The sequence below is a fragment of the Streptomyces sp. NBC_00620 genome (genome assembly GCF_026341825.1).
In the GTDB taxonomy this organism is placed as follows: domain Bacteria; phylum Actinomycetota; class Actinomycetes; order Streptomycetales; family Streptomycetaceae; genus Streptomyces.
In genome coordinates this window covers 1-22284 of sequence record NZ_JAPENY010000003.1, presented here as the reverse complement: position 1 = coordinate 22284, position 22284 = coordinate 1, and the positions used below count along the sequence as shown (strand labels likewise).

The 22284-nt window shown below is 69.6% G+C and carries 21 protein-coding genes and 1 pseudogene; 14 read left to right on the top strand and 8 right to left on the bottom strand.

Features of this window, described 5'->3' with window-relative positions; genetic code table 11:
* The first annotated feature begins 12 nt into the window (after positions 1-12).
* From paaC (OG246_RS31440) to OG246_RS31425, 4 genes are all read left to right on the top strand, one after another.
* Entirely contained in the window at positions 13-849 is an 837-nt protein-coding gene (paaC, locus tag OG246_RS31440; protein WP_266471112.1) for a 1,2-phenylacetyl-CoA epoxidase subunit PaaC, read from the top strand.
* On the top strand, positions 843-1364 hold the full coding sequence (paaD, locus tag OG246_RS31435) for a 1,2-phenylacetyl-CoA epoxidase subunit PaaD (protein ID WP_266471104.1): 522 nt from the start codon (positions 843-845) through the stop codon (positions 1362-1364). Before paaC (OG246_RS31440) ends, paaD (OG246_RS31435) begins: the two co-directional genes overlap by 7 nt.
* Positions 1364-2458, top strand: a complete 1095-nt coding sequence (gene paaE, locus OG246_RS31430) for a 1,2-phenylacetyl-CoA epoxidase subunit PaaE (protein ID WP_266471102.1) — start codon at positions 1364-1366, stop codon at positions 2456-2458. The genes paaD (OG246_RS31435) and paaE (OG246_RS31430) overlap by 1 nt, the downstream gene beginning before the upstream one ends.
* A gap of 123 nt (positions 2459-2581) precedes the next feature.
* On the top strand, positions 2582-3808 hold the full coding sequence (locus tag OG246_RS31425; protein ID WP_266471100.1) for a glycoside hydrolase family 88 protein: 1227 nt from the start codon (positions 2582-2584) through the stop codon (positions 3806-3808).
* A gap of 13 nt (positions 3809-3821) precedes the next feature.
* Here the strand turns inward: OG246_RS31425 and OG246_RS31420 are convergent, their stop codons facing one another.
* The 3 genes from OG246_RS31420 to OG246_RS31410 form a co-directional block, all read right to left on the bottom strand.
* A complete protein-coding gene (locus OG246_RS31420) occupies positions 3822-4193 on the bottom strand; it encodes a hypothetical protein (RefSeq protein ID WP_266471098.1) in 372 nt (123 codons plus the stop codon).
* 25 nt (positions 4194-4218) lie between these two features.
* Entirely contained in the window at positions 4219-4932 is a 714-nt protein-coding gene (locus OG246_RS31415; protein WP_266471095.1) for an SDR family NAD(P)-dependent oxidoreductase, read from the bottom strand.
* Between the two features lie 321 nt (positions 4933-5253).
* Complete coding sequence (locus OG246_RS31410) at positions 5254-5919, bottom strand: hypothetical protein (RefSeq protein WP_266471127.1); 666 nt, start codon at positions 5917-5919, stop codon at positions 5254-5256.
* 376 nt (positions 5920-6295) lie between these two features.
* Between OG246_RS31410 and OG246_RS31405 the strand changes: the two are divergent.
* Positions 6296-7627 (top strand): annotated as a pseudogene (locus OG246_RS31405) (glycoside hydrolase family 71/99-like protein); the annotation flags it as partial.
* Between the two features lie 489 nt (positions 7628-8116).
* On the opposite strand, the gene OG246_RS31400 reads toward OG246_RS31405, so the two are convergent.
* Entirely contained in the window at positions 8117-9040 is a 924-nt protein-coding gene (locus tag OG246_RS31400; protein WP_323178349.1) for a LysR family transcriptional regulator, read from the bottom strand.
* 411 nt (positions 9041-9451) lie between these two features.
* On the opposite strand from OG246_RS31400, the gene OG246_RS31395 reads away from it, so the two are divergent.
* From OG246_RS31395 to OG246_RS31385, 3 genes are all read left to right on the top strand, one after another.
* Positions 9452-9754, top strand: a complete 303-nt coding sequence (locus tag OG246_RS31395; RefSeq protein WP_266471125.1) for a muconolactone Delta-isomerase family protein — start codon at positions 9452-9454, stop codon at positions 9752-9754.
* 190 nt (positions 9755-9944) lie between these two features.
* Entirely contained in the window at positions 9945-11117 is a 1173-nt protein-coding gene (locus OG246_RS31390; RefSeq protein WP_266474879.1) for a YbfB/YjiJ family MFS transporter, read from the top strand.
* Between the two features lie 190 nt (positions 11118-11307).
* The gene (locus OG246_RS31385; protein WP_266471123.1) at positions 11308-11913 is read left to right on the top strand and encodes a GPP34 family phosphoprotein; all 606 of its coding nucleotides are present in this window, start codon (positions 11308-11310) and stop codon (positions 11911-11913) included.
* Between the two features lie 52 nt (positions 11914-11965).
* Here OG246_RS31385 and OG246_RS31380 read toward each other — a convergent pair whose 3' ends face one another.
* A complete protein-coding gene (locus OG246_RS31380) occupies positions 11966-12586 on the bottom strand; it encodes a TetR/AcrR family transcriptional regulator (protein WP_266471121.1) in 621 nt (206 codons plus the stop codon).
* A gap of 103 nt (positions 12587-12689) precedes the next feature.
* Complete coding sequence (locus OG246_RS31375; protein WP_266471118.1) at positions 12690-14681, bottom strand: hypothetical protein; 1992 nt, start codon at positions 14679-14681, stop codon at positions 12690-12692.
* 244 nt (positions 14682-14925) lie between these two features.
* On the opposite strand from OG246_RS31375, the gene paaA reads away from it, so the two are divergent.
* From paaA to OG246_RS31340, 6 genes are all read left to right on the top strand, one after another.
* On the top strand, positions 14926-16929 hold the full coding sequence (gene paaA, locus OG246_RS42835; protein WP_323178348.1) for a 1,2-phenylacetyl-CoA epoxidase subunit PaaA: 2004 nt from the start codon (positions 14926-14928) through the stop codon (positions 16927-16929).
* A complete protein-coding gene (gene paaB / locus OG246_RS31360) occupies positions 16926-17210 on the top strand; it encodes a 1,2-phenylacetyl-CoA epoxidase subunit PaaB (RefSeq protein ID WP_266471115.1) in 285 nt (94 codons plus the stop codon). The genes paaA and paaB overlap by 4 nt, the downstream gene beginning before the upstream one ends.
* Positions 17211-17224: 14 nt before the next feature.
* A complete protein-coding gene (gene paaC / locus OG246_RS31355) occupies positions 17225-18061 on the top strand; it encodes a 1,2-phenylacetyl-CoA epoxidase subunit PaaC (RefSeq protein ID WP_266471112.1) in 837 nt (278 codons plus the stop codon).
* A complete protein-coding gene (gene paaD / locus OG246_RS31350) occupies positions 18055-18576 on the top strand; it encodes a 1,2-phenylacetyl-CoA epoxidase subunit PaaD (protein WP_266471104.1) in 522 nt (173 codons plus the stop codon). Before paaC (OG246_RS31355) ends, paaD (OG246_RS31350) begins: the two co-directional genes overlap by 7 nt.
* Positions 18576-19670, top strand: coding sequence for a 1,2-phenylacetyl-CoA epoxidase subunit PaaE (paaE, locus tag OG246_RS31345; RefSeq protein ID WP_266471102.1), 1095 nt, complete (start codon positions 18576-18578; stop codon positions 19668-19670). The genes paaD (OG246_RS31350) and paaE (OG246_RS31345) overlap by 1 nt, the downstream gene beginning before the upstream one ends.
* Before the next feature lie 123 nt (positions 19671-19793).
* Positions 19794-21020 carry a glycoside hydrolase family 88 protein gene (locus OG246_RS31340; RefSeq protein ID WP_266471100.1) on the top strand — a complete coding sequence of 409 codons (1227 nt, stop codon included), beginning with the start codon at positions 19794-19796 and terminating at the stop codon, positions 21018-21020.
* 13 nt (positions 21021-21033) lie between these two features.
* On the opposite strand, the gene OG246_RS31335 is transcribed toward OG246_RS31340, so the two are convergent.
* Both OG246_RS31335 and OG246_RS31330 read right to left on the bottom strand, forming a co-directional pair.
* Positions 21034-21405 carry a hypothetical protein gene (locus tag OG246_RS31335; protein ID WP_266471098.1) on the bottom strand — a complete coding sequence of 124 codons (372 nt, stop codon included), beginning with the start codon at positions 21403-21405 and terminating at the stop codon, positions 21034-21036.
* A 25-nt stretch (positions 21406-21430) separates the two neighbouring features.
* On the bottom strand, positions 21431-22144 hold the full coding sequence (locus tag OG246_RS31330; RefSeq protein WP_266471095.1) for an SDR family NAD(P)-dependent oxidoreductase: 714 nt from the start codon (positions 22142-22144) through the stop codon (positions 21431-21433).
* Positions 22145-22284: the final 140 nt, after the last annotated feature.

Here is a 22284-nt window from a genome sequence, read left to right as displayed (position 1 = left end):
ACAGGAGACGACATGAGTGACGATCACGTCTACCTGTCCCTGGCCGAGGGACACGACGACAGCGACGCCCGCTGGGCGTTCGGCACCGGCTTCGAGGATCCGCTGCACGGCGTCGACCAGACCGTCCCCGACGGGATCGACGCCGGGGAGCTGGCCGCGTACTGCCTGGCCCTCGGTGACGACGCGCTGGTCGGCGCACAGCGGCTGGCGCAGTGGTGCACCCGCGCCCCCGAGCTGGAGGAGGAGGTCGCGCTGGCCAACATCGGGCTCGATCTGCTCGGCCAGGCCCGCCTGTTGTACGCGCGTGCCGGGCAGGTGGACGGCACGGGCCGGGGCGAGGACGCGTACGCCTACTTCCGCGACGCGGACGACTTCCGCAACGTCCGGCTCGCCGAACTGCCGGGCGGTGACTTCGCGTTCACCATCACCCGGCTTCTGGTGCTGTCCTCCTGGCGGCTGGCCGTCTTCGAGCGGCTCGCCGTCACCACGCCGGACCCGGTGCTGGCCGCCATCGCCGCCAAGGGCGTCAAGGAACTGACCTATCACCGGCAGTACGCCGCCGAGTGGGCGGTACGGCTGGGCGACGGCACCGAGGAGTCGCGGCGCCGGATGCGCGACGCGCTTGCCGATGTCGCCCCCTACGCGGACGAACTCTTCACGGGAGCGGCGGAGGTACGGGACGAAGTGCTGGCCGTGCTTCGCCAGGTCACCGACGCCGCCGGACTCGTCCTGCCCGAGGCGGCACCGGTGCCGGGACACGGCCGCGAGGGCGACCGCACCGAACATCTGGCCCCGCTGCTCGCCGAGCTCCAGAGCGTGGCCCGCGCCCACCCGGAGGCGACATGGTGACCGTACTGGCCTCGGCCGAGACACGGCGGGCCCGGCGCATCGCCGAGCAGGTGCCCGACCCCGAGATGCCCATGCTCACCCTCGCCGACCTGGGCGTACTGCGTGATGTCGAGGTCGGCCCGGACGGCACCGTCGTCGCGAGCCTGACGCCCACCTACTCCGGCTGCCCCGCCATGGCCGAGATGCGCGCCGAGGTCGCCGCGCGGCTGCGTGATGCCGGGTTCGCCCGGGTGGAGATCCGGACCGTGCTCGACCCTGCGTGGACCACGGACTGGATCACCCCCGACGGCCGCCGCAAGCTCGCCGAGCACGGCATCGCGCCGCCCGGCGCCGCGCCCCGGCACGCTCCCGGGCCCGTGCCACTGACGCTCGCCCCCCTCAGGCGCGCGGTGGCCTGCCCCCGCTGCGGATCGGCCGACACCGAGGAGACCTCGCGCTTCGCGGCCACCTCCTGCAAGGCGCTGTGGCGCTGCCGCGCCTGCCGCGAGCCGTTCGAGTACGTCAAGGAGATCTGATGACCGCCCCGGCCCCGACCCACCAGGCCCGCCGCCGCCCGGCCTTCCACGCGCTGCGGGTCGCCGCGGTCCAGCCGCTGTGCGAGGACGCTGCGGCCATCGGCTTCGACATCCCCGAGCACCTCGCCGAGGAGTTCGCGTACCGGCCCGGCCAGTCGCTCACGCTCCGCCGCGAGGTCGAGGGACGCGACGAGCGCCGCTCGTACTCCATCTGCTCTCCCGTGGGTGCGCGACCGCGCATCGGCGTACGGGTCGTCCCCGGCGGGCTGTTCTCCTCCTGGCTGGTGCACGACGTGCGCCCCGGAGACACCGTCGAGGTGATGGCACCGACCGGTGCCTTCACGCCCGACCTGTCGCAACCCGGCCACCACGTCCTGATCGCCGCGGGCTCCGGGATCACCCCGATGCTGTCCATCGCGGAGTCCGTCCTCGCCGCCGACAGCCGCTCACGCGTCACGCTCTTCTACGGCAATCGGCGCACCGACACCGTGATGTTCGCCGACGACCTCGCCGACCTGAAGGACCTCTACCCGGGCCGGTTCCAACTGGCGCACGTGCTGTCCCGCGAACCGCGCGAGGCGGAGATCCTCTCCGGCCGCCTCGACGCCGACCGGCTCGCCACGCTCATCGACGCCCTGGTCGACGCGAAGGCCGCCGACCACTGGTGGCTGTGCGGCCCGCACGGCATGGTCCGCGACGCCCAGGAGCTCCTCGCCGGACTCGGCGTTCCCGCGGGACACGTCCACCAGGAGCTGTTCTACGCCGACGACGAGCCCGTACAACCCGTCCGTCATGTCGACACCGCCTACGACGGCCCCGTCAGCAAGGTCACCATCACCCTCGACGGCCGCTCCACCACCTCCGCCCTGCCCCGGGACCGCGTCATCCTCGACAGCGGCCAGAAGACCCGCCCCGACCTGCCCTTCGCCTGCAAGGGCGGTGTCTGCGGCACCTGCCGCGCACTGGTCACCGACGGCACCGCGGACATGCGCCGCAACTACGCCCTCGAACCCGCCGAGGTCGACGCCGGCTATGTGCTCACCTGCCAGACGTTCCCCGTCTCCGACACGCTGACCGTCGACTACGACAGCTGAGCGACACGGGAGCTTGCGTTCACGGACCTGAACTCATGTCATATGGGTGTACGTTGGCGTGGCTGCCGTGTAAAACTCCTCCAACTCCCTTACAGGGCTGACCAGTTGGAGAGGCAGGCGACCGTGAGCATTCCCCGGCGAACTGTGCTGGCTTCGGCGGCCGGTGTTACGGCGGCGTACGCCTCCGCACCGCAGGCCGCACAGGCGGCGGCCGGTCGGACACCGGCGGCGACCGCGCGCACATTGCGCGCGGCGGCCGACTACGCGGTGGACAAGATCCGTGCCGTCGCGCCCGGAGTGAGCGCCTTTCCCGTCGGGACGAAGTTCGAGAAATGGACCTACTCCCAGAACGGTGACTGGGTCGGCGGATTCTGGCCGGGAACGCTCTGGATGGCGTGGCTCTACAGCAAGGACGACGCCTTCCGCTCAATGGCGCTCGACTCGGCGAAAAAGCTCGCCCCCCGCCAGTACGACACCGGCACGCACGATCTCGGATTCCTGTTCTCACCGTCTTGGGTGACCGCGTGGCGTCTGACGGGTGACGACACTTGGCGGGCCGGCGCCTTACAGGCGGCCGATTCGCTGATCCAGCGGTACAACCCGCGCGGGCGCTTCATCCGGGCGTGGGGCGCACTGAACGATCCGAACAACGCGGGCCGCGTCATCATCGACACGATGATGAATCTCGACCTGCTGGCATTCGCCAGCCGGCAGACCGGCGACGGCAAATACCTCGACATCGCCGTGGAGCACGCGAAGACCGCTCAGCAGGTGTTCCCGAGACCGGACGGATCGACCCCGCACGTATTCGACTTCGACCCGGCCACCGGAGCGCAGATCGGCCCGGGCACCGTGCAGGGTTACAGCCCCACCTCGTGCTGGTCGCGCGGACAGGCATGGGGGCTGTACGGATTCACCACGATGTACCGCCGGACCGGGAACCGGCAGTTCCTGGCCACCGCACGCAAACTCGCCGACTTCGCGGTGGACGCGCTGGGCGCCGACCACGTCCCTGTGTGGGACTACCGCGCACCGCAGCAGCCCCACGACATCAAGGACGCCTCAGCCGGCGCGATCATGGCCTGCGGCCTTCTCGACCTGTCCGCCGTAACGGGCAGACAGGACTACCGCTCGGTCGCGCTCCGGATACTCACCGCACTGTCACAGACCTGCCTCACGGACAAGTCCTCCCGCGCCGAAGCGGTCGTCGCCCGCTGCACCCGTAACCGGCCGGCCGAGGACGGGATCGAGATCTCGCTTCCCTACGCCGACTACTACCTGCTGGAAGGCATCCTGCGCGTGCTGCAGCCGCAGGACGTCGACCGGGCGATCGACCTGTCCGCACTCTGAGTACCGGCGGTCTCTAGCCGAGGCGGGAGACCTGGTAGTGGGTGATGTACCAGCCCTCCTCCAGGCGCTTCACCAGTACGCCGAGCTTGAGGCCGAGGGTGGGGCGGTCGGTGAACGAGAAGTCGACGTCCAGGTAACCGAGTACGAGGTCGTCGGCGAGGCGTCTGGTTTCGAGGATCCGGTACGCGGCCGCCATCCCGATGGGCTGGGAGTCGTAGTAGGCGGCGATCCCCGGCCTTCCGACGCTGTACGGGTGCAGTCCTTGGAAGATCGCGTCCTCGGTGAACTGTGCGGCGACCTGCTGCGGTTCGTGTGCGTCGACGGCCGCCTTCCACCGGTCGAGAACGCCGCGCAGGATCGCTTCACTGTCTGTCGTGCTGCTCATCAGGCTTCTCCTTGCCGGAGTCGGGTCAGTGGCCGGCGCTCATTCCGCCGTCCACATGGAGGATCTCGCCGGTGACGAACGGGGCGTTCTCCAGGTAGATCACCGCGTCGACGATGTCGCTCTGCTCGCCCATCCGGCCGACCGGATGCAGGGCGGCGAGGGCCTCGTGGGTCTCCTCGGGGTGCATGGGGGTCTTGATGGTGCCCGGTGAGACGGCGTTGCTGCGGATGCCACGCGTGGCGTACTCGATGGCGAGGGACTTGGTGGCGGACTGCAGGCCGCCCTTGGTCAGCGAGGCCAGCACGGAGGGGACGTTGGAGTTGGCGTTGTCCACCAGGCTGGTGGTGACGTTGACGATATGGCCGCCGCCCTGGGCGAGCATGTGCTCGGTGGCCAGCTGAGTGATCCGGAAGAAGCCGGCGAGGTTCACACCGGTCACGGCGGCGTAGTCGTCCCCGGTGTAGTCGGTGAAGGGCTTGGCGACGAAGAGGCCGGCGTTGTTGACCAGGGTGTCGATACGTCCGAACCGCTCGACGCCGGCAGCGATGACACGTTCGGCGGTGGCGGGGTCGGCGATGTCGCCCTGGACGGTCAGGACGCCCGCGTCGTTGGAGGGGGCGATCGTGCGCGAGGTGGCGACGACGGCGTAGCCGAGCTTGCGGTAGGCGTCGACGAGGCCGGCGCCGATGCCCTGCGAGGCACCGGTGATGACTGCGACCTTCTGGTTCTGAGTGCTCATGATGACCTTTTCCGGGATGGGAGTGGGGCTTCTCGACCGGGTCTTCGACTACTAGCCGACCGGTCGACTAATGCGAAGGTAGGTCGCTCGGGGTGGAGAAGTCAAAGGTCAACAGGGCTCTGGCCAGGACTGACTTCCTCGCAGTTGGAAGGCGCAGCCTTCCAGCGCATGTCAGCGGTAGGGCGCCGGAGTGTTCCTGCCCGACGTGGCTTGGGCAACGGCGAAGGCCGTCTCCTCATCCTGAGGAGACGGCCTTCGGCCTGCGGTGGAGTGAGGGGCGGCAGGATTCGATCCCGCGACCCCTTGCGGTGGCGGCGGTGTCTACTCCCAGCCGACGACCTTGAAGTTCCTGTCGACGAAGACGTGGTGCGGCCAGTTGACGCTGATGTTGTGGACCTCGTACTCACCGCCGCTCAGTTCGACCACGCGGTCGCTGATGCCTCCGGGGACGACGGCCTGCGCGGCCTTGACCGCCTTGTACGCGGTCGTACCGTTGACGATCGTCCCTTCGCCCTCGGTGTAGTCAGGGATCTGACCGACCGACTTGTCCGGTGACGGGGTCCCCTGCTGGAAGGCGATCACCCCTGCCGCTTCGGCGGCCGCTGCTCCGCCGTCGCCTCCGCGCTGGACGGCGACCTGCGTCGCGGCGATGTTCGCGCTGTCCACCACCCCGATGACGAGGACGCTCGCACCCTCCTTCACGGCTTTGGCGGAGGCTCCAGTGGTCTTCGTGGCGGAGGTCTCGGTCACCGTCACCTCCACGCCCGTCGCCGTCGTCATGGTGAAGCCCGAGGTGGACACGGTGTCGACGATGCCGGTCGCACCGCCGTCGGACGGGTCGGCCGCGGGGCCGCCGCCTGCGGGCCCGGTGGGCGTCGGGGTCGGCGAGGTCGTGGCCGCGATGGAAGGAGACGACGAGGAATCCGCGGCGGCGGACGTACCGCCGAGGGTGGCTCCGGCTACCGCACACGCCAGCCCGGCAGCCATGGTCCACACACTTCTCCGTGACAGCATCCGCCGCGGGAAGGGCTGGGAGGCTCGTCCGGTCCTGACCGTGGGGGTGGGCTCGGGCGAAGAGTCATGTGTCGGGTCGTGGTCATACATGGTGGGGGTTCCCTTCGCTGGGGCAACTGCTTCCCAGCCTGGTCGCCGTTCATATGAGGACGCTCATGGAGCCCTTAAGAACTCCTAATAAATGTGCCGCCGCACCCCACCAGCCCCTCGTGGCGGGCAAGTTGTCCATCCGCACGGTTCACCTTTGCGACCGTTCCCTGCATTGCCCCCATGCAGGGCACGCGCCTTGACGCTCCACCGCCCTCACGACTTAACTCACGTCTTGAGATTTCCGCTCTCGCACCCCCAGATGCCTCGCCCGGGCCCCCGCCCAGGTCATCCCCCCGCGCCTCTCGGAGCCTCATATGCCCAAGTCCCACCGCACACCGACCTGGACGCGCCGCAGGGTCCTCGGCGCGACGGCCGGCGGCACCGCGGCCGCCGCACTCGGCGCGGTCGGCGCGGTCGGCGTCGCGCGGGCCGCCTCGGCGGCCACCACGAGCGCCACCGCCAGCGCTCCTGGCGACGTCGTCGGCAAGATCACCGTCGGCTACCAGGGCTGGTTCGCCTGCAAGGGCGACGGTGCGCCGATCAACGCCTGGTGGCACTGGGCCCCCAACAGCGCCCAGACCCCGTCCCCTTCCAACAACGGCATCAAGGCCTGGCCCGACGTCCGCGACATCACGAAGACGTACCCGACGGCGTTCGGCAGCCTCGGCAACGGCCGCACGGCCTCGCTGTTCTCCTCGTACGACCAGCAGACCGTGGACGCCCACTTCCTGTGGATGCAGCAGTACGGCATCGACACCGCCGCGCTCCAGAGGTTCAACCCCAACGACAGCGAGGGCCCGACGCGGGACGCCATGGCCCAGAAGGTGCGCGGCGCCGCCGAGGCGTACGGGCGGAAGTTCTACGTCATGTACGACGTCAGCGGCTGGACCGCCATGCAGTCGGAGATCAAGACCGACTGGACGAACAAGATGTCCGCCCACACGTAGAGTTCGGCGTACGCGCTCCAGAACGGCAAGCCCGTCGTGTGCATCTGGGGCTTCGGATTCAACGACGACAAGCACGCGTTCAGCGCGGAGGCCTGCCTCGACGTCATCAACTGGTTCAAGGGCCAGGGCTGTTACGTGATCGGCGGCGTGCCGACATGGTGGCGCACCGGCACCGGCGACTCGCGTTCAGGCTGCTCAGACGTCTACCACGCCCTCAACATGATCTCGCCGTGGATGGTGGGCCGGATCGGCAACGCCTCCGAAGCCGACAACTTCTACACCCAGGCAACCGTGCCGGACCTGGCCGACTGCGCCGCCCACGGCATCGACTAGCAGCCGTGCGTCCTGCCCGGCGACGTCGCCGAACGCCAGCGCGCCCACGGGGACTTCATGTGGCGGCAGGTCTACAACATGGTCAGGGCAGGAGTGCGCAGGGCATCTACATCTCCATGTACGACGAGTACAACGAGGGGAACCAGATCGCCAAGACGGCCGAGTCGCAGGAGTGGGTGCCCACGGACTCGGGACTGCTCGCCCTCGACGAGGACGGCACGGCCTGCTCCTCGGACTACTACCTGCGCCTGACCGGTGACGGCGGCCGCATGCTCAAGGGTGAACTCGCCCTGACCGCCACCCGCCCCACCCAGCCCTTCGTCAACGGCACCTCCGCCGGCACCCCGGCCACCGTCACGATCACCCTCAAGGCGCGGGCCAACAGCAGGTTCGTCACCGCGGAGAGCGCCGGCGCCAAGTCCCTGATCGCCAACCGCGACTCGGTCGGCCTGTGGGAACGGTTCGACCAGATCGACCTGGGCAACGGCAGCATCGCCGTGCGCGCCCGCGCCAACGGCCGTATCGTCAGCGCGGTCGACGCGGGCGCCTCCGCCCTGATCGCGGACCGCACCGCCATCGGCACCTGGGAGACCTTCCAACTGGTGGACAACTCCAACGGCACGGTCAGCCTGCTCGCCTCCGCCAACGGCAAGTACGTGACGGCCGACAACGGCGGAGCCGACCCGCTCATCGCCAACCGCACGGCGATCGGGACGTGGGAGCAGTTCGACCTCGCGACGGTCTAGTCACTGACCCAGGCGGCTAGTGCCGGTGCGGGTCCTAGTCACTGGTTCAGGCGGCTAGTTCCGGTGCGGGTCGCCCTCGGGCAGCCAGGCGTCCGGGGCGTGGATGCCGAGGTCGCCCACCCTGTTGCAGAGGGCGTCGACGAGGGCGAGGACCGCGGGGCGGTTCTCGCTCTCGCGCCGGACCAGGGACCAGGTCCAGTGCACCTCCGGTGCGACGATCGGGCGTTGGACCAGGTCGGGCGGCAGGGGAGTGGTCTGGCCCTTGGGGGAGTTGATGACCGGACGGTTGCTGCGGCGGACGTGGTCGAAGAACGCGGGTCCGGTGATGCCATTGTCGGCGATGTGTACCGCGCCGGCTCCGGTGTCCCGGGCCAGTTGTTCGGCATAGATGTTCCAGGACGACCAGGAGGTGGTGTCGTCGTCGAGGAGGACGATGGTGTCCCGGGCGGCCACGTCGCTCGTGTCGTCGCCGGTTGCAACGGCGTACAGCCGGTCGGCGCCGATGAGCCGGGCGTGCAGGCCGCGCTTTTCCAGGTCCTCGGTCCGTACCCAGCACACGGCGAGGTCCAGGCTGCCGTCGGCGACCCGGGCGGCCTGGGTGTGCGAGGGCGCGATCCACGCGTCGATGTGGAGTTGGGCCACCCCGGCGGCGCGGGTGGTCAGGTCGGGCGGGAGCCAGTTGACGTAGCCGAGCCGTACCGGTTCCGAACCGGACAGCCGGCTGGCGCGCCGCTGGAGGTCCTCCGCCCGTTCCAGCAGTGCGCGGGTGTGCGGGAGCAGGGCCGAACCGGCCGGGGTGAGGGACACCGAACGGCGGTCACGAACGAACAACTGCACCCCTAGGTCGCGTTCGAGCGCCTTGATCTGCTGCGACAGGGAGGGGCCCGCGATCAGCAGCCGCGCGGCGGCCCGGCCGAAGTTCAGTTCCTCGGCGACCGCAACGAAATACCGCAGTTGGCGCAGTTCCACGCCTGTCATGCTACGTCGGTGAGAGGCCACGCCTCCCAGCAGGGAGCAAGCCCGTCGTGGCGGCGCCCCTGCCGCAGGCGGACGATGAGCGTATGACAACCCGACGGCATGCGAGCGCAGTGGTCCCCGCCGGTATCCGGCGGGTTGAAGCGGTGCGGCCGGTCGCCGACCCGGCAGGACCGACGGGCTCGGAGTTCGCCGACGATCGGCCGCCCGCTTCGACGCTCAGCTGGACGTCCTTCGACGCCCCCGGCAGACAGGCTGAACCTGCCGCCCCCCGGTACGCCGGCCGCCGTCCGATCACACCGCGACGGCCGCCTCGCTGAAAACACCGCGGCAGCCGACCCTCTGAAAACACAGGCCTCCCACCACCCATACGCCCCGGCCGTCGCCGGACGCCCGACCGAACGGAGCAGGACGATGCGAGAGTTCCTGGTCGAGATCACCACCACCGTCCCCGAGGGCACCAGCCAGGACGAGGTCGACCGGCGCCGCGCCGCCGAATCCGTCCGTGCCCGGGAACTGGCCGGCACCGGCAACCTGGCGCGGCTGTGGCGCCCGGTCGGAGAGCTGCGCAGCATCGGCGTCTGGCGGGCCGCCGACGAGGACGAGCTCCATGAGAAGGTGCTCGGCACGCTGCCACTGAGCCCGTGGATGACTTTCACCGTCACCGCCCTCGAGTCCCACCCCAACGACCCGGGCCGGACCGACGCCACGCAGTGACGTCACATTCCCCGTCCGTTCACCGCCGAGTTCACGGCGGTGAGTCGTGGCCGCCCGGAGGCCCGCGCGATCTCACAAGGACTTCGTCATGAGCGTACGAGCCCTGCGCGACGCCCGGGCACGAGGAAGCGCGGCGCTCCACTCGCCCTGGGGGCACGTCGTCCAAGCCGCCGCGGCGCTCGCCGCGGGCATGGGGGTCGGCCGGTTCGTCTACACCCCGATCCTCCCCCTGATGCATGCTCAGGCGGGGCTGTCCGCGGGTGCCGGCGCGAATCTGGCCACCGCCAACTACATCGGCTACTTCGTGGGCGCGCTCGCCGGCATCGCGGGCCCCGCGCTGGTCCGCTCACCCGCTCTCCTGCGCACCGCCCTGATCGTGCTGACCGCCAGTCTGGCTGCCATGCCCGCCACACACAGCACAGCCGTATGGATCGCGCTGCGGCTACTGGCCGGAGTGATGAGCGCGCTGATCTTCGTCATCGCGGTCAGTTCCCTTCTCAGCCACCTGCGGGAGCACCCGGCCCACCTGCCCGGCTGGGCCTTCGGCGGCGTCGGCGCAGGCATCGCACTGTCCGGCCTGCTCGTCCTCGTTCTTCGTTCCGCTGCCGACTGGCGGGCCGCCTGGTGGGCCTCGGCCGCACTTGCCGCGGTCCTCGCCGCCGTCTCGTGGAACCTCCGCCCGGAGGCATATCCCACGCCAACCCCCGAATCCGGCAGGGCCCCGGCCGACGGACCGGAGATGCGCACGCACCGCTGGTTCACCGCCCTCTTCGCCTCCTACACGCTGGAGGGCGTCGGCTACATCGTCGCCGGCACCTTCCTGGTCGCCGCGATCGAGCAGAGCTCCCCGGGGTGGATCGGCAGCGGCGCCTGGGTGTTGGTCGGTCTGGCGGCGGTGCCTTCCTCGGCGCTGTGGGCCTGGCTCGGGCGCCGTTGGTCCCGCCCCGATCTGCTGCTGGCCGCGCTCCTCGTCCAGGCGGCCGGCATCGCCCTGCCCGCCCTGATCGGCGGAGTAGCAGCCGCCCTGGTCTCCGCGGTCCTGTTCGGCGCGACTTTCATCGGCATCAGCACCCTTGCCCTCGCAACCGGGGCCCATCTCCGGGTCCCGCGCTCGGTCGCGCTGCTGACCGCCGGATACTCCGTCGGCCAGATCCTCGGTCCCCTGGTCGTCGCTCCGCTGCTCGACCACGGCTACCGCCAGGCGCTGATCCTGGCCGCCGTCGTGGTCCTCGCGGCTGCCGCAGCCGCCGCCGTGCTGCGCATCGGCTTCCCGCACGACATGGTGGAAGGGCGACACGCCATCCCGGTACGACGGTCGGCTCCTGCGGAAACCGCCCCGGACACGGGCAGACTCGGCGCCTGATGGAGCCGAGCCGCGGTCGGCCGACCGTTCACCGTCCGGTCGTCGGTTTCCGTCCGAGGCGCCCGTCCAAAGCAACCGCTTGTCCGCCGCGGCGTCCGGCCTTGCCCCCCGGGGCGTGGTCGGGCACCGGCGACGTATCGTCACCCATGCCTCTGGCGTATCGCCACCTGCCTCTGATGTGGAGCCCGTCATGACCACACCGCGCGACCTGTTGATCATCACCATGGATGTCTCGTCCGGTCGTTCCGTCGAGCAGGGCAACCTGTCGCTGGCGCTCGCGGGAGCCGAACTGATCGACCTCATCGACGCCCAGGCGCTCACCCTGGACGGCGACGGCATCGTGCCCGCAGCGCCGCGGACCATGGGTGACCGGCTGCTGGACGAGGCGGCGGCGTCGCTCACCCGCCAGGCGCCGTACGAGCCCATCGAGGACTGGCTGTGGCGCCGGGGCCGTGACCTGGCCGCGGCCTACCTGGCCGCCCTGGAGGCGGAAGGGCAAGTGGCCCGGCCACGCCACCGCTGGAATCCAATTCGTACGGGCCCGGCCGTGTGGGGCGACACCTCGGCACGTCGCCGGGCGTCCGACCGCTGGACGTCGGGCGAGCCCGTCCTCGCCGGCCTCGCGGCCGCCGCGGGCATCCGCGACGAGCCCACGGAAGAGGTCACCGGCCTCGCCGACGAAGCGGTCGTGACCGTACTGGCCGCTGTCCACGACGCGGTGACGGAACTGGAAGCCGTACGGCAACGGCGAAGCATCGAAAACGCGGCCTTCGACAACATCTGGCGCGGCCCGTGACGAAGACACCGGCGGGCAACGAGCTGTGTCCTTCGTCAGCGGCGGACCGGCATCAGACGCTGGCCGCGACCCCGTCCGCCGCGCGGCCACCGAGCAGCGCCAGGGAGTTCCCCCACAGTGAGCCGAGGCGTTGCGTGTTGTTGTAGAGCTTGGCGAAGAGGACCTGCCCCTCCAATTGGGCCACCACCGACCGCGCGGCCTCCCGGGTATCGGTCACGGTGACCTCGTGGCGCTCCAGAGCCTCGGCGATGACCGAGTCGACCATCTCGACCTGGGCCTCGAAGATCTCCTGCAGCCGCATGCGGATGGCCTCCGTCTGGTTGCTCAGCTCCAGAGTGAGGTTCCCGAACAGGCAGCCCGAGACGGTGCCGCAGCTCTGCTGGCCGGCGCGCTGCCCGGCCTCCGTCTCCTCGAAGAGCCGACGTAGCCGGTCCAGTGGTACTGCGTCTTCATTCAGGATGCGCGTCCAGTCGGCCTTCTGGCCGGCCCAGTGCTCGTCGATCACGGCCAGCGCGAGAGCTTCCTTCGATTCGAAGAAGTAGTAGAAGCTGCCCTTGGGTACACCGGCCGTCTTGCAGATCTCGGCCACACCCAGAGCCGAGTAGCCGCGCAGCTCGATGAGTGTCTGCGCGGCACTGAGGATCTTCTCCCTGGCGTCGCTGGTTCGTCCCATGAGTCGAGTGTACGACCGGTCGACTATTACTTACTAGACCGGTCGGCTAGCGAGCGGGCCGCCCGGAGAACGAGTGAGCGCTGACCAAGAGGCGGCGTTCGCGTCAGTCGGCCACCTTCACCACCGCTGTCGCCCCCGCCCGAACCGTCGGCGTCGCGTACGTGTACGTCACGCCGTCGACCGTCTTGGTCCGTACGCGCTGGGGGACACCGTTGACCGTGATCTTCTTGTGGACGCCCTGGAAGCGGGCCTCCCAGTGGTAGGCGCCGCTGCGCGCGTTGTTCGTCAGCGTGGACTTCGTCGCGCCGTCGTGCCGCACGGTGATGGTGCTGGTGCCGATGGGTATGTCGGCGGTCTGGAGCCACTTCATGCCGGACGGCAGCCGCGACTGCGTGGTCACCGTGCGGTTCGCCGCGTCCGGTGTGATGCCCATCAGGCCCTCGACGGTCTGACTGACCAGAGTGAACGACACCTCGGGGTAGTCACCGTTGGGGCCCTGGCTGGAGTTGATGTGCTGGATCTCCCGCTGGCCGTAGATCTTCTTCATCCACGTCCAGGCGGTGTCGTTGCGGTTGTTCTTGAAGAACATGTCGGGCAGGTACGTCGTCGACTCGATGTTGGGCGACCCCTCAGGACCCAACTCCTGCGTCTGGATGTAGTCGAGATAGGCGTCGTTGCGCGGGCCGGGATCGAGGATCTGCTTCATCGGCACGAACACGCTGTTCTCCTTGCCCCAGCCGGTGACCGGGGCGCCGGACGTGGTGTACGCGCGGACCATGTCGGCTCCGCTTCCGCTGCCGCTCCATTCGTCGTTGAAGTACGCCTTCAGGTCTGCGGCACGCCGGTCGAACGTCTTGGCCAGTGCGGTGTCGCCCTTGCCGCGTGCGAGCGTGGCCATCGCGAGATACGCCTGGTACTGCGAGGCGATGCCGTCCCCGGCCTCGGCGAGGCCGTCGCCGTCCTGCTCGTTGTAGCTGGCGGCGCCGGCGAAGATGCCGTTGCCCGTGCCCTCGGCGACCTTGACCTTGCCGTTGGGCTTGGCGGCGTTGTGCAGGTCGATGAACTCATCGGTGGAGTGCAGATAGAAGTCCCACAGCGCCGGGTCGTCGACGTAACTCTGGTCGCCGGTCCACCGGTAGGCCTGTCCGGCCTTCTCGACGAGTTCGAAGACGGCCGGCACCTCACGCACGTAGTTGTCCGGGCTCTTGTAGTCGATGCTCAGATAGGTCTGGGCGTCGAAGTTGAGGGCCCACACCGGGAAGTACTTGTGCTCGGCGGTGGCCGAAGACGCGTACGAGCGGAGCATCGTCCTGTTCGCGACGTCGAGGCCGAGGATGTGGGCGCCGGCGAGCTGGTGGGTCATGTCGCGGGAGTAATAGGCGCTGCGGTTGGCGTATCCGGCCCAGTAGGTGGCCGCGTACTGCGCGGTGCCGGTGCCGCCGGTCTGGTACTCGTCGACGTTGATCGGGCCGGTCGTGCCGGGCAGTTGAGCCCAGCTGTTGGCCTTCTTCTTGGCCCAGCCGAACATCTCGACGACCTCGGGGTCGGACGAGGTGACCTTGGGGTCGGCGGGCGCGGCGGGGGAGATCATCAGATCGTCGGCGTTGACCCAGGCGCTGCCGGAGCCGAAGGCGATCTCCAGCCGGTCGCCGGTCTTCAGCTCGACGCGGCTGATGGTGTACCGGGCGTAGGCGCGACGCTGCGGCAGGGTGATCGTCTCGACGGTCTCGCCGTTGCGCCGGACCGTGTATGTGCCGCCGTCGCCGGCGCTCCCGATCCACGCGGAGAAGTCGTAACTGCCGTTCCGGGGTGCGACAAGGCTCAGTTGCGCGCTCTTGCCGGCCCCGGCGTCCAGGTAGAGGAAGCGGGCGCCGCCGTGGGAGTTGCCGGTGCCGACCCCGGTGCCCGCGCCGAAGGTCCAGCCGGTGCCGCCGTTCTCGAAACCCGGGTCGGGGAGGGCGAGTTGGGGCGGGGCGGCGGTGGTGTCCGACGAGGGAGCCGCGCCGTCTCCCGGAGCTGCCGTGGCCGTCAGTGCGGGGGCCATGGGAGTGAGCAGGGCAACAGCGGTAAGCAGCATGAGCCTTGAGGGCTTCATCGGGTCTCCCGGTCTTCGGTGACGGCGGGTTGGGGGGCCGAGTGGTGGCGGAAAGCTAGCAGGGGCCGAAGAGGAGATTCAACGGTCATGCGCAAGAAACATGCAAGACATGCAGTCTGAATGCTCTCTCAGCCGAGATGTCAGACAGAAAGCTTTCACGCATCTATTGCAAGTCGGATCCATCGCTTGCTAGCTTCCAGCCGCGCCACAAGAGCCGCGCACCCGCCGGAACCCCGGAGCAGCCATGGATGCCTCGCCCGTGAATCAGCCACCGCCGGACGACCCTCCACGAGGCGGTCTGGACCGACGGCGCCTGCTGGGGATCGGCGGTTCGCTCCTCGCCGCCGGGGCAGGGACCCCGCTGCTCGGCGCCTGCTCGGTGACCGGCGCAACCAAGGCCGGGAGCCTCGGCGATCCGGACCGGGCCGCGATCGCCGTCTGGAGCTGGCAGGGCCCCGCAGCCGCCATGAAAGCGCTGGTCCCCGCCTTCCAAACGCAGCATCCCGGGATCGACGTCACCGTCCAGGACATCGGGAACCCGGCGATCTGGGACAAGATCACCACAGCGATGGCAGCCGGCGGACAAGGCCTCGCGGACGTCCTGCACATCGGCGTCGACTACCTCCCCGCCTACACCGAGAAGTTCCCCGACGGTCTCGCCGACCTCGGCCCGCTCGGCGCCGACCGCTACCGCGACGCCTTCGCCGACGGCATGTGGCAGACCGTCACCCGCAAGGGCAAGGTCAACGCCCTTCCCTGGGAGGCCAATTCGGCGGGGTTCTACTATCGGGCCGACCTCTTCGAGGCCGCCGGTGTCGACGGCGAGGCGCTGGCGACATGGGACGACGCCATCGACGCCGGGAAGAAGATCAAGAAGGCGACCGGGGTCCATCTCCTGGGCATCGACAAGCCCGCCTCGCAGCCGGACGCCGCCAACTTCTTCCAGATGCTGCTCCAGCTCCAGGGCACGTTCTACTTCGACGCCGCGGGCCGGATCACCCTCAGCTCTCCCGAGGCCGTCACCGCGATGACCCTCATCAAGGAGATGAACGACGCCGGCCTGGTCAGCGATCTGGCGGGCGGCTGGACCGCGTTGGAGAACTCCATCAAGTCCGGCACCGCGGCCGTACTGCCCTGGCCGACCTGGTTCGGCAGCATCATCGAGGGCCTGGTGCCCAAGGAATCCGGAAAGTGGAAGGTCCGCCTGCCACCAGCGGTGAAGCCCGGCGGCACCACGGCGGCGACCGTCAACTCCACCCATCTCGCCGTCGCGGGCTCCAGCATGCACCAGGCCGCCGCCTGGGCCTTCGTCGAGTACATCCTGACCAGGCCGGAGTCGCAGGAGGCCATCTACCGCAGCAAGGGCATCGCCCCCGGCAGGACCCTGATCCGGCAGATCGCGCAGCACGCCCACTCGGAGATCATCGGCATGCAGCCGGAGGGCGACTGGATCACCCGGGCGCCGTCGCTGCGCCGCAAGGCGATCCTCTTCGCGAAGGTACAGGACGAGGCCGGGCACGGGCTCTATCTGTACTCGGCCGCCGAGACCCTGGGCGCGGACCGGGCGGAGCTGACGGAGGCGCTGATCGAGGGCCGGCAGAAGTACTCGTCGATCTTCAACTACCCGACGCCGAGCTTCGCCGACGTCGGGGTGATCGGCTGGTTCGTGGACGGGGCGGCGATCTGCAACCAGGTGCCGCTGTGCCGCTGTTCGTACGGGCCGTACGCGCGGGCCATGGTGCGGGTGTGCAAGGAGGAGTCCTTCCACCAGCGCCAGGGGTACGAGCTGTTGCTCACGATGATGCGCGGCACGCAGGCCCAGCGGGAGATGGTCCAGGAAGCCGTCGACCGCTGGTGGTGGCCGTCGCTGATGATGTTCGGCCCGCCCGACGACGACTCGCCCAACTCGGCCCGTTCCATGGCCTGGAAGATCAAGCGGCACTCGAACGACGAACTGCGCCAGCGCTTCGTGGACATGACCGTCCCGCAGGCCGAGAAGCTCGGCGTGCGGCTCCCCGACCCGGAGCTGCGCTGGAACGAGGAACGCGGCCACCACGACTTCGGCACCCCCGACTGGTCCGAACTGCAGCGCGTGATCAAGGGCGACGGGCCGTGCAACACCGAGCGGGTCGGCCGGCGCCGGGCCGCCCATGAGGAGGGCGCCTGGGTACGGGAGGCGGCGACCGCGTACGCGGCGAAGCAGGCAGCGCGCGCACAGGCAACAGCGGCAGAAGGAGCGGCGGCATGACGCAGGACTGGCCCCTGTACGAGGTCTTCGTACGCGGCAAGCGCGGCCTGAACCACGTCCACGTCGGCTCACTGCACGCCGCCGACGACCGCATGGCCCTCACCCACGCCCGCGACCTGTACACCCGGCGCAACGAGGGTGTGTCCATCTGGGTGGTGCGCTCGGAACACATCGCCGCCTCGACGCGCGACGAGAAGGACCCGTTCTTCGCCCCCAGCGCCGACAAGGTCTACCGGCACCCCACGTTCTACGACATCCCCGACGACGTCCCGCACATCTAGGAACAGGAGACGACATGAGTGACGATCACGTCTACCTGTCCCTGGCCGAGGGACACGACGACAGCGACGCCCGCTGGGCGTTCGGCACCGGCTTCGAGGATCCGCTGCACGGCGTCGACCAGACCGTCCCCGACGGGATCGACGCCGGGGAGCTGGCCGCGTACTGCCTGGCCCTCGGTGACGACGCGCTGGTCGGCGCACAGCGGCTGGCGCAGTGGTGCACCCGCGCCCCCGAGCTGGAGGAGGAGGTCGCGCTGGCCAACATCGGGCTCGATCTGCTCGGCCAGGCCCGCCTGTTGTACGCGCGTGCCGGGCAGGTGGACGGCACGGGCCGGGGCGAGGACGCGTACGCCTACTTCCGCGACGCGGACGACTTCCGCAACGTCCGGCTCGCCGAACTGCCGGGCGGTGACTTCGCGTTCACCATCACCCGGCTTCTGGTGCTGTCCTCCTGGCGGCTGGCCGTCTTCGAGCGGCTCGCCGTCACCACGCCGGACCCGGTGCTGGCCGCCATCGCCGCCAAGGGCGTCAAGGAACTGACCTATCACCGGCAGTACGCCGCCGAGTGGGCGGTACGGCTGGGCGACGGCACCGAGGAGTCGCGGCGCCGGATGCGCGACGCGCTTGCCGATGTCGCCCCCTACGCGGACGAACTCTTCACGGGAGCGGCGGAGGTACGGGACGAAGTGCTGGCCGTGCTTCGCCAGGTCACCGACGCCGCCGGACTCGTCCTGCCCGAGGCGGCACCGGTGCCGGGACACGGCCGCGAGGGCGACCGCACCGAACATCTGGCCCCGCTGCTCGCCGAGCTCCAGAGCGTGGCCCGCGCCCACCCGGAGGCGACATGGTGACCGTACTGGCCTCGGCCGAGACACGGCGGGCCCGGCGCATCGCCGAGCAGGTGCCCGACCCCGAGATGCCCATGCTCACCCTCGCCGACCTGGGCGTACTGCGTGATGTCGAGGTCGGCCCGGACGGCACCGTCGTCGCGAGCCTGACGCCCACCTACTCCGGCTGCCCCGCCATGGCCGAGATGCGCGCCGAGGTCGCCGCGCGGCTGCGTGATGCCGGGTTCGCCCGGGTGGAGATCCGGACCGTGCTCGACCCTGCGTGGACCACGGACTGGATCACCCCCGACGGCCGCCGCAAGCTCGCCGAGCACGGCATCGCGCCGCCCGGCGCCGCGCCCCGGCACGCTCCCGGGCCCGTGCCACTGACGCTCGCCCCCCTCAGGCGCGCGGTGGCCTGCCCCCGCTGCGGATCGGCCGACACCGAGGAGACCTCGCGCTTCGCGGCCACCTCCTGCAAGGCGCTGTGGCGCTGCCGCGCCTGCCGCGAGCCGTTCGAGTACGTCAAGGAGATCTGATGACCGCCCCGGCCCCGACCCACCAGGCCCGCCGCCGCCCGGCCTTCCACGCGCTGCGGGTCGCCGCGGTCCAGCCGCTGTGCGAGGACGCTGCGGCCATCGGCTTCGACATCCCCGAGCACCTCGCCGAGGAGTTCGCGTACCGGCCCGGCCAGTCGCTCACGCTCCGCCGCGAGGTCGAGGGACGCGACGAGCGCCGCTCGTACTCCATCTGCTCTCCCGTGGGTGCGCGACCGCGCATCGGCGTACGGGTCGTCCCCGGCGGGCTGTTCTCCTCCTGGCTGGTGCACGACGTGCGCCCCGGAGACACCGTCGAGGTGATGGCACCGACCGGTGCCTTCACGCCCGACCTGTCGCAACCCGGCCACCACGTCCTGATCGCCGCGGGCTCCGGGATCACCCCGATGCTGTCCATCGCGGAGTCCGTCCTCGCCGCCGACAGCCGCTCACGCGTCACGCTCTTCTACGGCAATCGGCGCACCGACACCGTGATGTTCGCCGACGACCTCGCCGACCTGAAGGACCTCTACCCGGGCCGGTTCCAACTGGCGCACGTGCTGTCCCGCGAACCGCGCGAGGCGGAGATCCTCTCCGGCCGCCTCGACGCCGACCGGCTCGCCACGCTCATCGACGCCCTGGTCGACGCGAAGGCCGCCGACCACTGGTGGCTGTGCGGCCCGCACGGCATGGTCCGCGACGCCCAGGAGCTCCTCGCCGGACTCGGCGTTCCCGCGGGACACGTCCACCAGGAGCTGTTCTACGCCGACGACGAGCCCGTACAACCCGTCCGTCATGTCGACACCGCCTACGACGGCCCCGTCAGCAAGGTCACCATCACCCTCGACGGCCGCTCCACCACCTCCGCCCTGCCCCGGGACCGCGTCATCCTCGACAGCGGCCAGAAGACCCGCCCCGACCTGCCCTTCGCCTGCAAGGGCGGTGTCTGCGGCACCTGCCGCGCACTGGTCACCGACGGCACCGCGGACATGCGCCGCAACTACGCCCTCGAACCCGCCGAGGTCGACGCCGGCTATGTGCTCACCTGCCAGACGTTCCCCGTCTCCGACACGCTGACCGTCGACTACGACAGCTGAGCGACACGGGAGCTTGCGTTCACGGACCTGAACTCATGTCATATGGGTGTACGTTGGCGTGGCTGCCGTGTAAAACTCCTCCAACTCCCTTACAGGGCTGACCAGTTGGAGAGGCAGGCGACCGTGAGCATTCCCCGGCGAACTGTGCTGGCTTCGGCGGCCGGTGTTACGGCGGCGTACGCCTCCGCACCGCAGGCCGCACAGGCGGCGGCCGGTCGGACACCGGCGGCGACCGCGCGCACATTGCGCGCGGCGGCCGACTACGCGGTGGACAAGATCCGTGCCGTCGCGCCCGGAGTGAGCGCCTTTCCCGTCGGGACGAAGTTCGAGAAATGGACCTACTCCCAGAACGGTGACTGGGTCGGCGGATTCTGGCCGGGAACGCTCTGGATGGCGTGGCTCTACAGCAAGGACGACGCCTTCCGCTCAATGGCGCTCGACTCGGCGAAAAAGCTCGCCCCCCGCCAGTACGACACCGGCACGCACGATCTCGGATTCCTGTTCTCACCGTCTTGGGTGACCGCGTGGCGTCTGACGGGTGACGACACTTGGCGGGCCGGCGCCTTACAGGCGGCCGATTCGCTGATCCAGCGGTACAACCCGCGCGGGCGCTTCATCCGGGCGTGGGGCGCACTGAACGATCCGAACAACGCGGGCCGCGTCATCATCGACACGATGATGAATCTCGACCTGCTGGCATTCGCCAGCCGGCAGACCGGCGACGGCAAATACCTCGACATCGCCGTGGAGCACGCGAAGACCGCTCAGCAGGTGTTCCCGAGACCGGACGGATCGACCCCGCACGTATTCGACTTCGACCCGGCCACCGGAGCGCAGATCGGCCCGGGCACCGTGCAGGGTTACAGCCCCACCTCGTGCTGGTCGCGCGGACAGGCATGGGGGCTGTACGGATTCACCACGATGTACCGCCGGACCGGGAACCGGCAGTTCCTGGCCACCGCACGCAAACTCGCCGACTTCGCGGTGGACGCGCTGGGCGCCGACCACGTCCCTGTGTGGGACTACCGCGCACCGCAGCAGCCCCACGACATCAAGGACGCCTCAGCCGGCGCGATCATGGCCTGCGGCCTTCTCGACCTGTCCGCCGTAACGGGCAGACAGGACTACCGCTCGGTCGCGCTCCGGATACTCACCGCACTGTCACAGACCTGCCTCACGGACAAGTCCTCCCGCGCCGAAGCGGTCGTCGCCCGCTGCACCCGTAACCGGCCGGCCGAGGACGGGATCGAGATCTCGCTTCCCTACGCCGACTACTACCTGCTGGAAGGCATCCTGCGCGTGCTGCAGCCGCAGGACGTCGACCGGGCGATCGACCTGTCCGCACTCTGAGTACCGGCGGTCTCTAGCCGAGGCGGGAGACCTGGTAGTGGGTGATGTACCAGCCCTCCTCCAGGCGCTTCACCAGTACGCCGAGCTTGAGGCCGAGGGTGGGGCGGTCGGTGAACGAGAAGTCGACGTCCAGGTAACCGAGTACGAGGTCGTCGGCGAGGCGTCTGGTTTCGAGGATCCGGTACGCGGCCGCCATCCCGATGGGCTGGGAGTCGTAGTAGGCGGCGATCCCCGGCCTTCCGACGCTGTACGGGTGCAGTCCTTGGAAGATCGCGTCCTCGGTGAACTGTGCGGCGACCTGCTGCGGTTCGTGTGCGTCGACGGCCGCCTTCCACCGGTCGAGAACGCCGCGCAGGATCGCTTCACTGTCTGTCGTGCTGCTCATCAGGCTTCTCCTTGCCGGAGTCGGGTCAGTGGCCGGCGCTCATTCCGCCGTCCACATGGAGGATCTCGCCGGTGACGAACGGGGCGTTCTCCAGGTAGATCACCGCGTCGACGATGTCGCTCTGCTCGCCCATCCGGCCGACCGGATGCAGGGCGGCGAGGGCCTCGTGGGTCTCCTCGGGGTGCATGGGGGTCTTGATGGTGCCCGGTGAGACGGCGTTGCTGCGGATGCCACGCGTGGCGTACTCGATGGCGAGGGACTTGGTGGCGGACTGCAGGCCGCCCTTGGTCAGCGAGGCCAGCACGGAGGGGACGTTGGAGTTGGCGTTGTCCACCAGGCTGGTGGTGACGTTGACGATATGGCCGCCGCCCTGGGCGAGCATGTGCTCGGTGGCCAGCTGAGTGATCCGGAAGAAGCCGGCGAGGTTCACACCGGTCACGGCGGCGTAGTCGTCCCCGGTGTAGTCGGTGAAGGGCTTGGCGACGAAGAGGCCGGCGTTGTTGACCAGGGTGTCGATACGTCCGAACCGCTCGACGCCGGCAGCGATGACACGTTCGGCGGTGGCGGGGTCGGCGATGTCGCCCTGGACGGTCAGGACGCCCGCGTCGTTGGAGGGGGCGATCGTGCGCGAGGTGGCGACGACGGCGTAGCCGAGCTTGCGGTAGGCGTCGACGAGGCCGGCGCCGATGCCCTGCGAGGCACCGGTGATGACTGCGACCTTCTGGTTCTGAGTGCTCATGATGACCTTTTCCGGGATGGGAGTGGGGCTTCTCGACCGGGTCTTCGACTACTAGCCGACCGGTCGACTAATGCGAAGGTAGGTCGCTCGGGGTGGAGAAGTCAAAGGTCAACAGGGCTCTGGCCAGGACTGACTTCCTC

Excerpts from the sequence above, each read along its gene's own strand:
- paaC (WP_266471112.1), top strand. The coding sequence starts at position 13 with ATGAGTGACGATCACGTCTACCTGTCCCTGGCCGAGGGACACGACGAC.
- paaD (WP_266471104.1), top strand. The coding sequence starts at position 843 with ATGGTGACCGTACTGGCCTCGGCCGAGACACGGCGGGCCCGGCGCATC.
- paaE (WP_266471102.1), top strand. The coding sequence starts at position 1,364 with ATGACCGCCCCGGCCCCGACCCACCAGGCCCGCCGCCGCCCGGCCTTC.
- OG246_RS31420 (WP_266471098.1), bottom strand. The coding sequence starts at position 4,193 with ATGAGCAGCACGACAGACAGTGAAGCGATCCTGCGCGGCGTTCTCGAC.
- OG246_RS31415 (WP_266471095.1), bottom strand. The coding sequence starts at position 4,932 with ATGAGCACTCAGAACCAGAAGGTCGCAGTCATCACCGGTGCCTCGCAG.
- OG246_RS31410 (WP_266471127.1), bottom strand. The coding sequence starts at position 5,919 with ATGGCTGCCGGGCTGGCGTGTGCGGTAGCCGGAGCCACCCTCGGCGGT.
- OG246_RS31400 (WP_323178349.1), bottom strand. The coding sequence starts at position 9,040 with ATGACAGGCGTGGAACTGCGCCAACTGCGGTATTTCGTTGCGGTCGCC.
- OG246_RS31395 (WP_266471125.1), top strand. The coding sequence starts at position 9,452 with ATGCGAGAGTTCCTGGTCGAGATCACCACCACCGTCCCCGAGGGCACC.
- OG246_RS31390 (WP_266474879.1), top strand. The coding sequence starts at position 9,945 with ATGGGGGTCGGCCGGTTCGTCTACACCCCGATCCTCCCCCTGATGCAT.
- OG246_RS31385 (WP_266471123.1), top strand. The coding sequence starts at position 11,308 with ATGACCACACCGCGCGACCTGTTGATCATCACCATGGATGTCTCGTCC.
- OG246_RS31380 (WP_266471121.1), bottom strand. The coding sequence starts at position 12,586 with ATGGGACGAACCAGCGACGCCAGGGAGAAGATCCTCAGTGCCGCGCAG.
- OG246_RS31375 (WP_266471118.1), bottom strand. The coding sequence starts at position 14,681 with ATGAAGCCCTCAAGGCTCATGCTGCTTACCGCTGTTGCCCTGCTCACT.
- paaA (WP_323178348.1), top strand. The coding sequence starts at position 14,926 with ATGGATGCCTCGCCCGTGAATCAGCCACCGCCGGACGACCCTCCACGA.
- paaB (WP_266471115.1), top strand. The coding sequence starts at position 16,926 with ATGACGCAGGACTGGCCCCTGTACGAGGTCTTCGTACGCGGCAAGCGC.
- paaC (WP_266471112.1), top strand. The coding sequence starts at position 17,225 with ATGAGTGACGATCACGTCTACCTGTCCCTGGCCGAGGGACACGACGAC.
- paaD (WP_266471104.1), top strand. The coding sequence starts at position 18,055 with ATGGTGACCGTACTGGCCTCGGCCGAGACACGGCGGGCCCGGCGCATC.
- paaE (WP_266471102.1), top strand. The coding sequence starts at position 18,576 with ATGACCGCCCCGGCCCCGACCCACCAGGCCCGCCGCCGCCCGGCCTTC.
- OG246_RS31335 (WP_266471098.1), bottom strand. The coding sequence starts at position 21,405 with ATGAGCAGCACGACAGACAGTGAAGCGATCCTGCGCGGCGTTCTCGAC.
- OG246_RS31330 (WP_266471095.1), bottom strand. The coding sequence starts at position 22,144 with ATGAGCACTCAGAACCAGAAGGTCGCAGTCATCACCGGTGCCTCGCAG.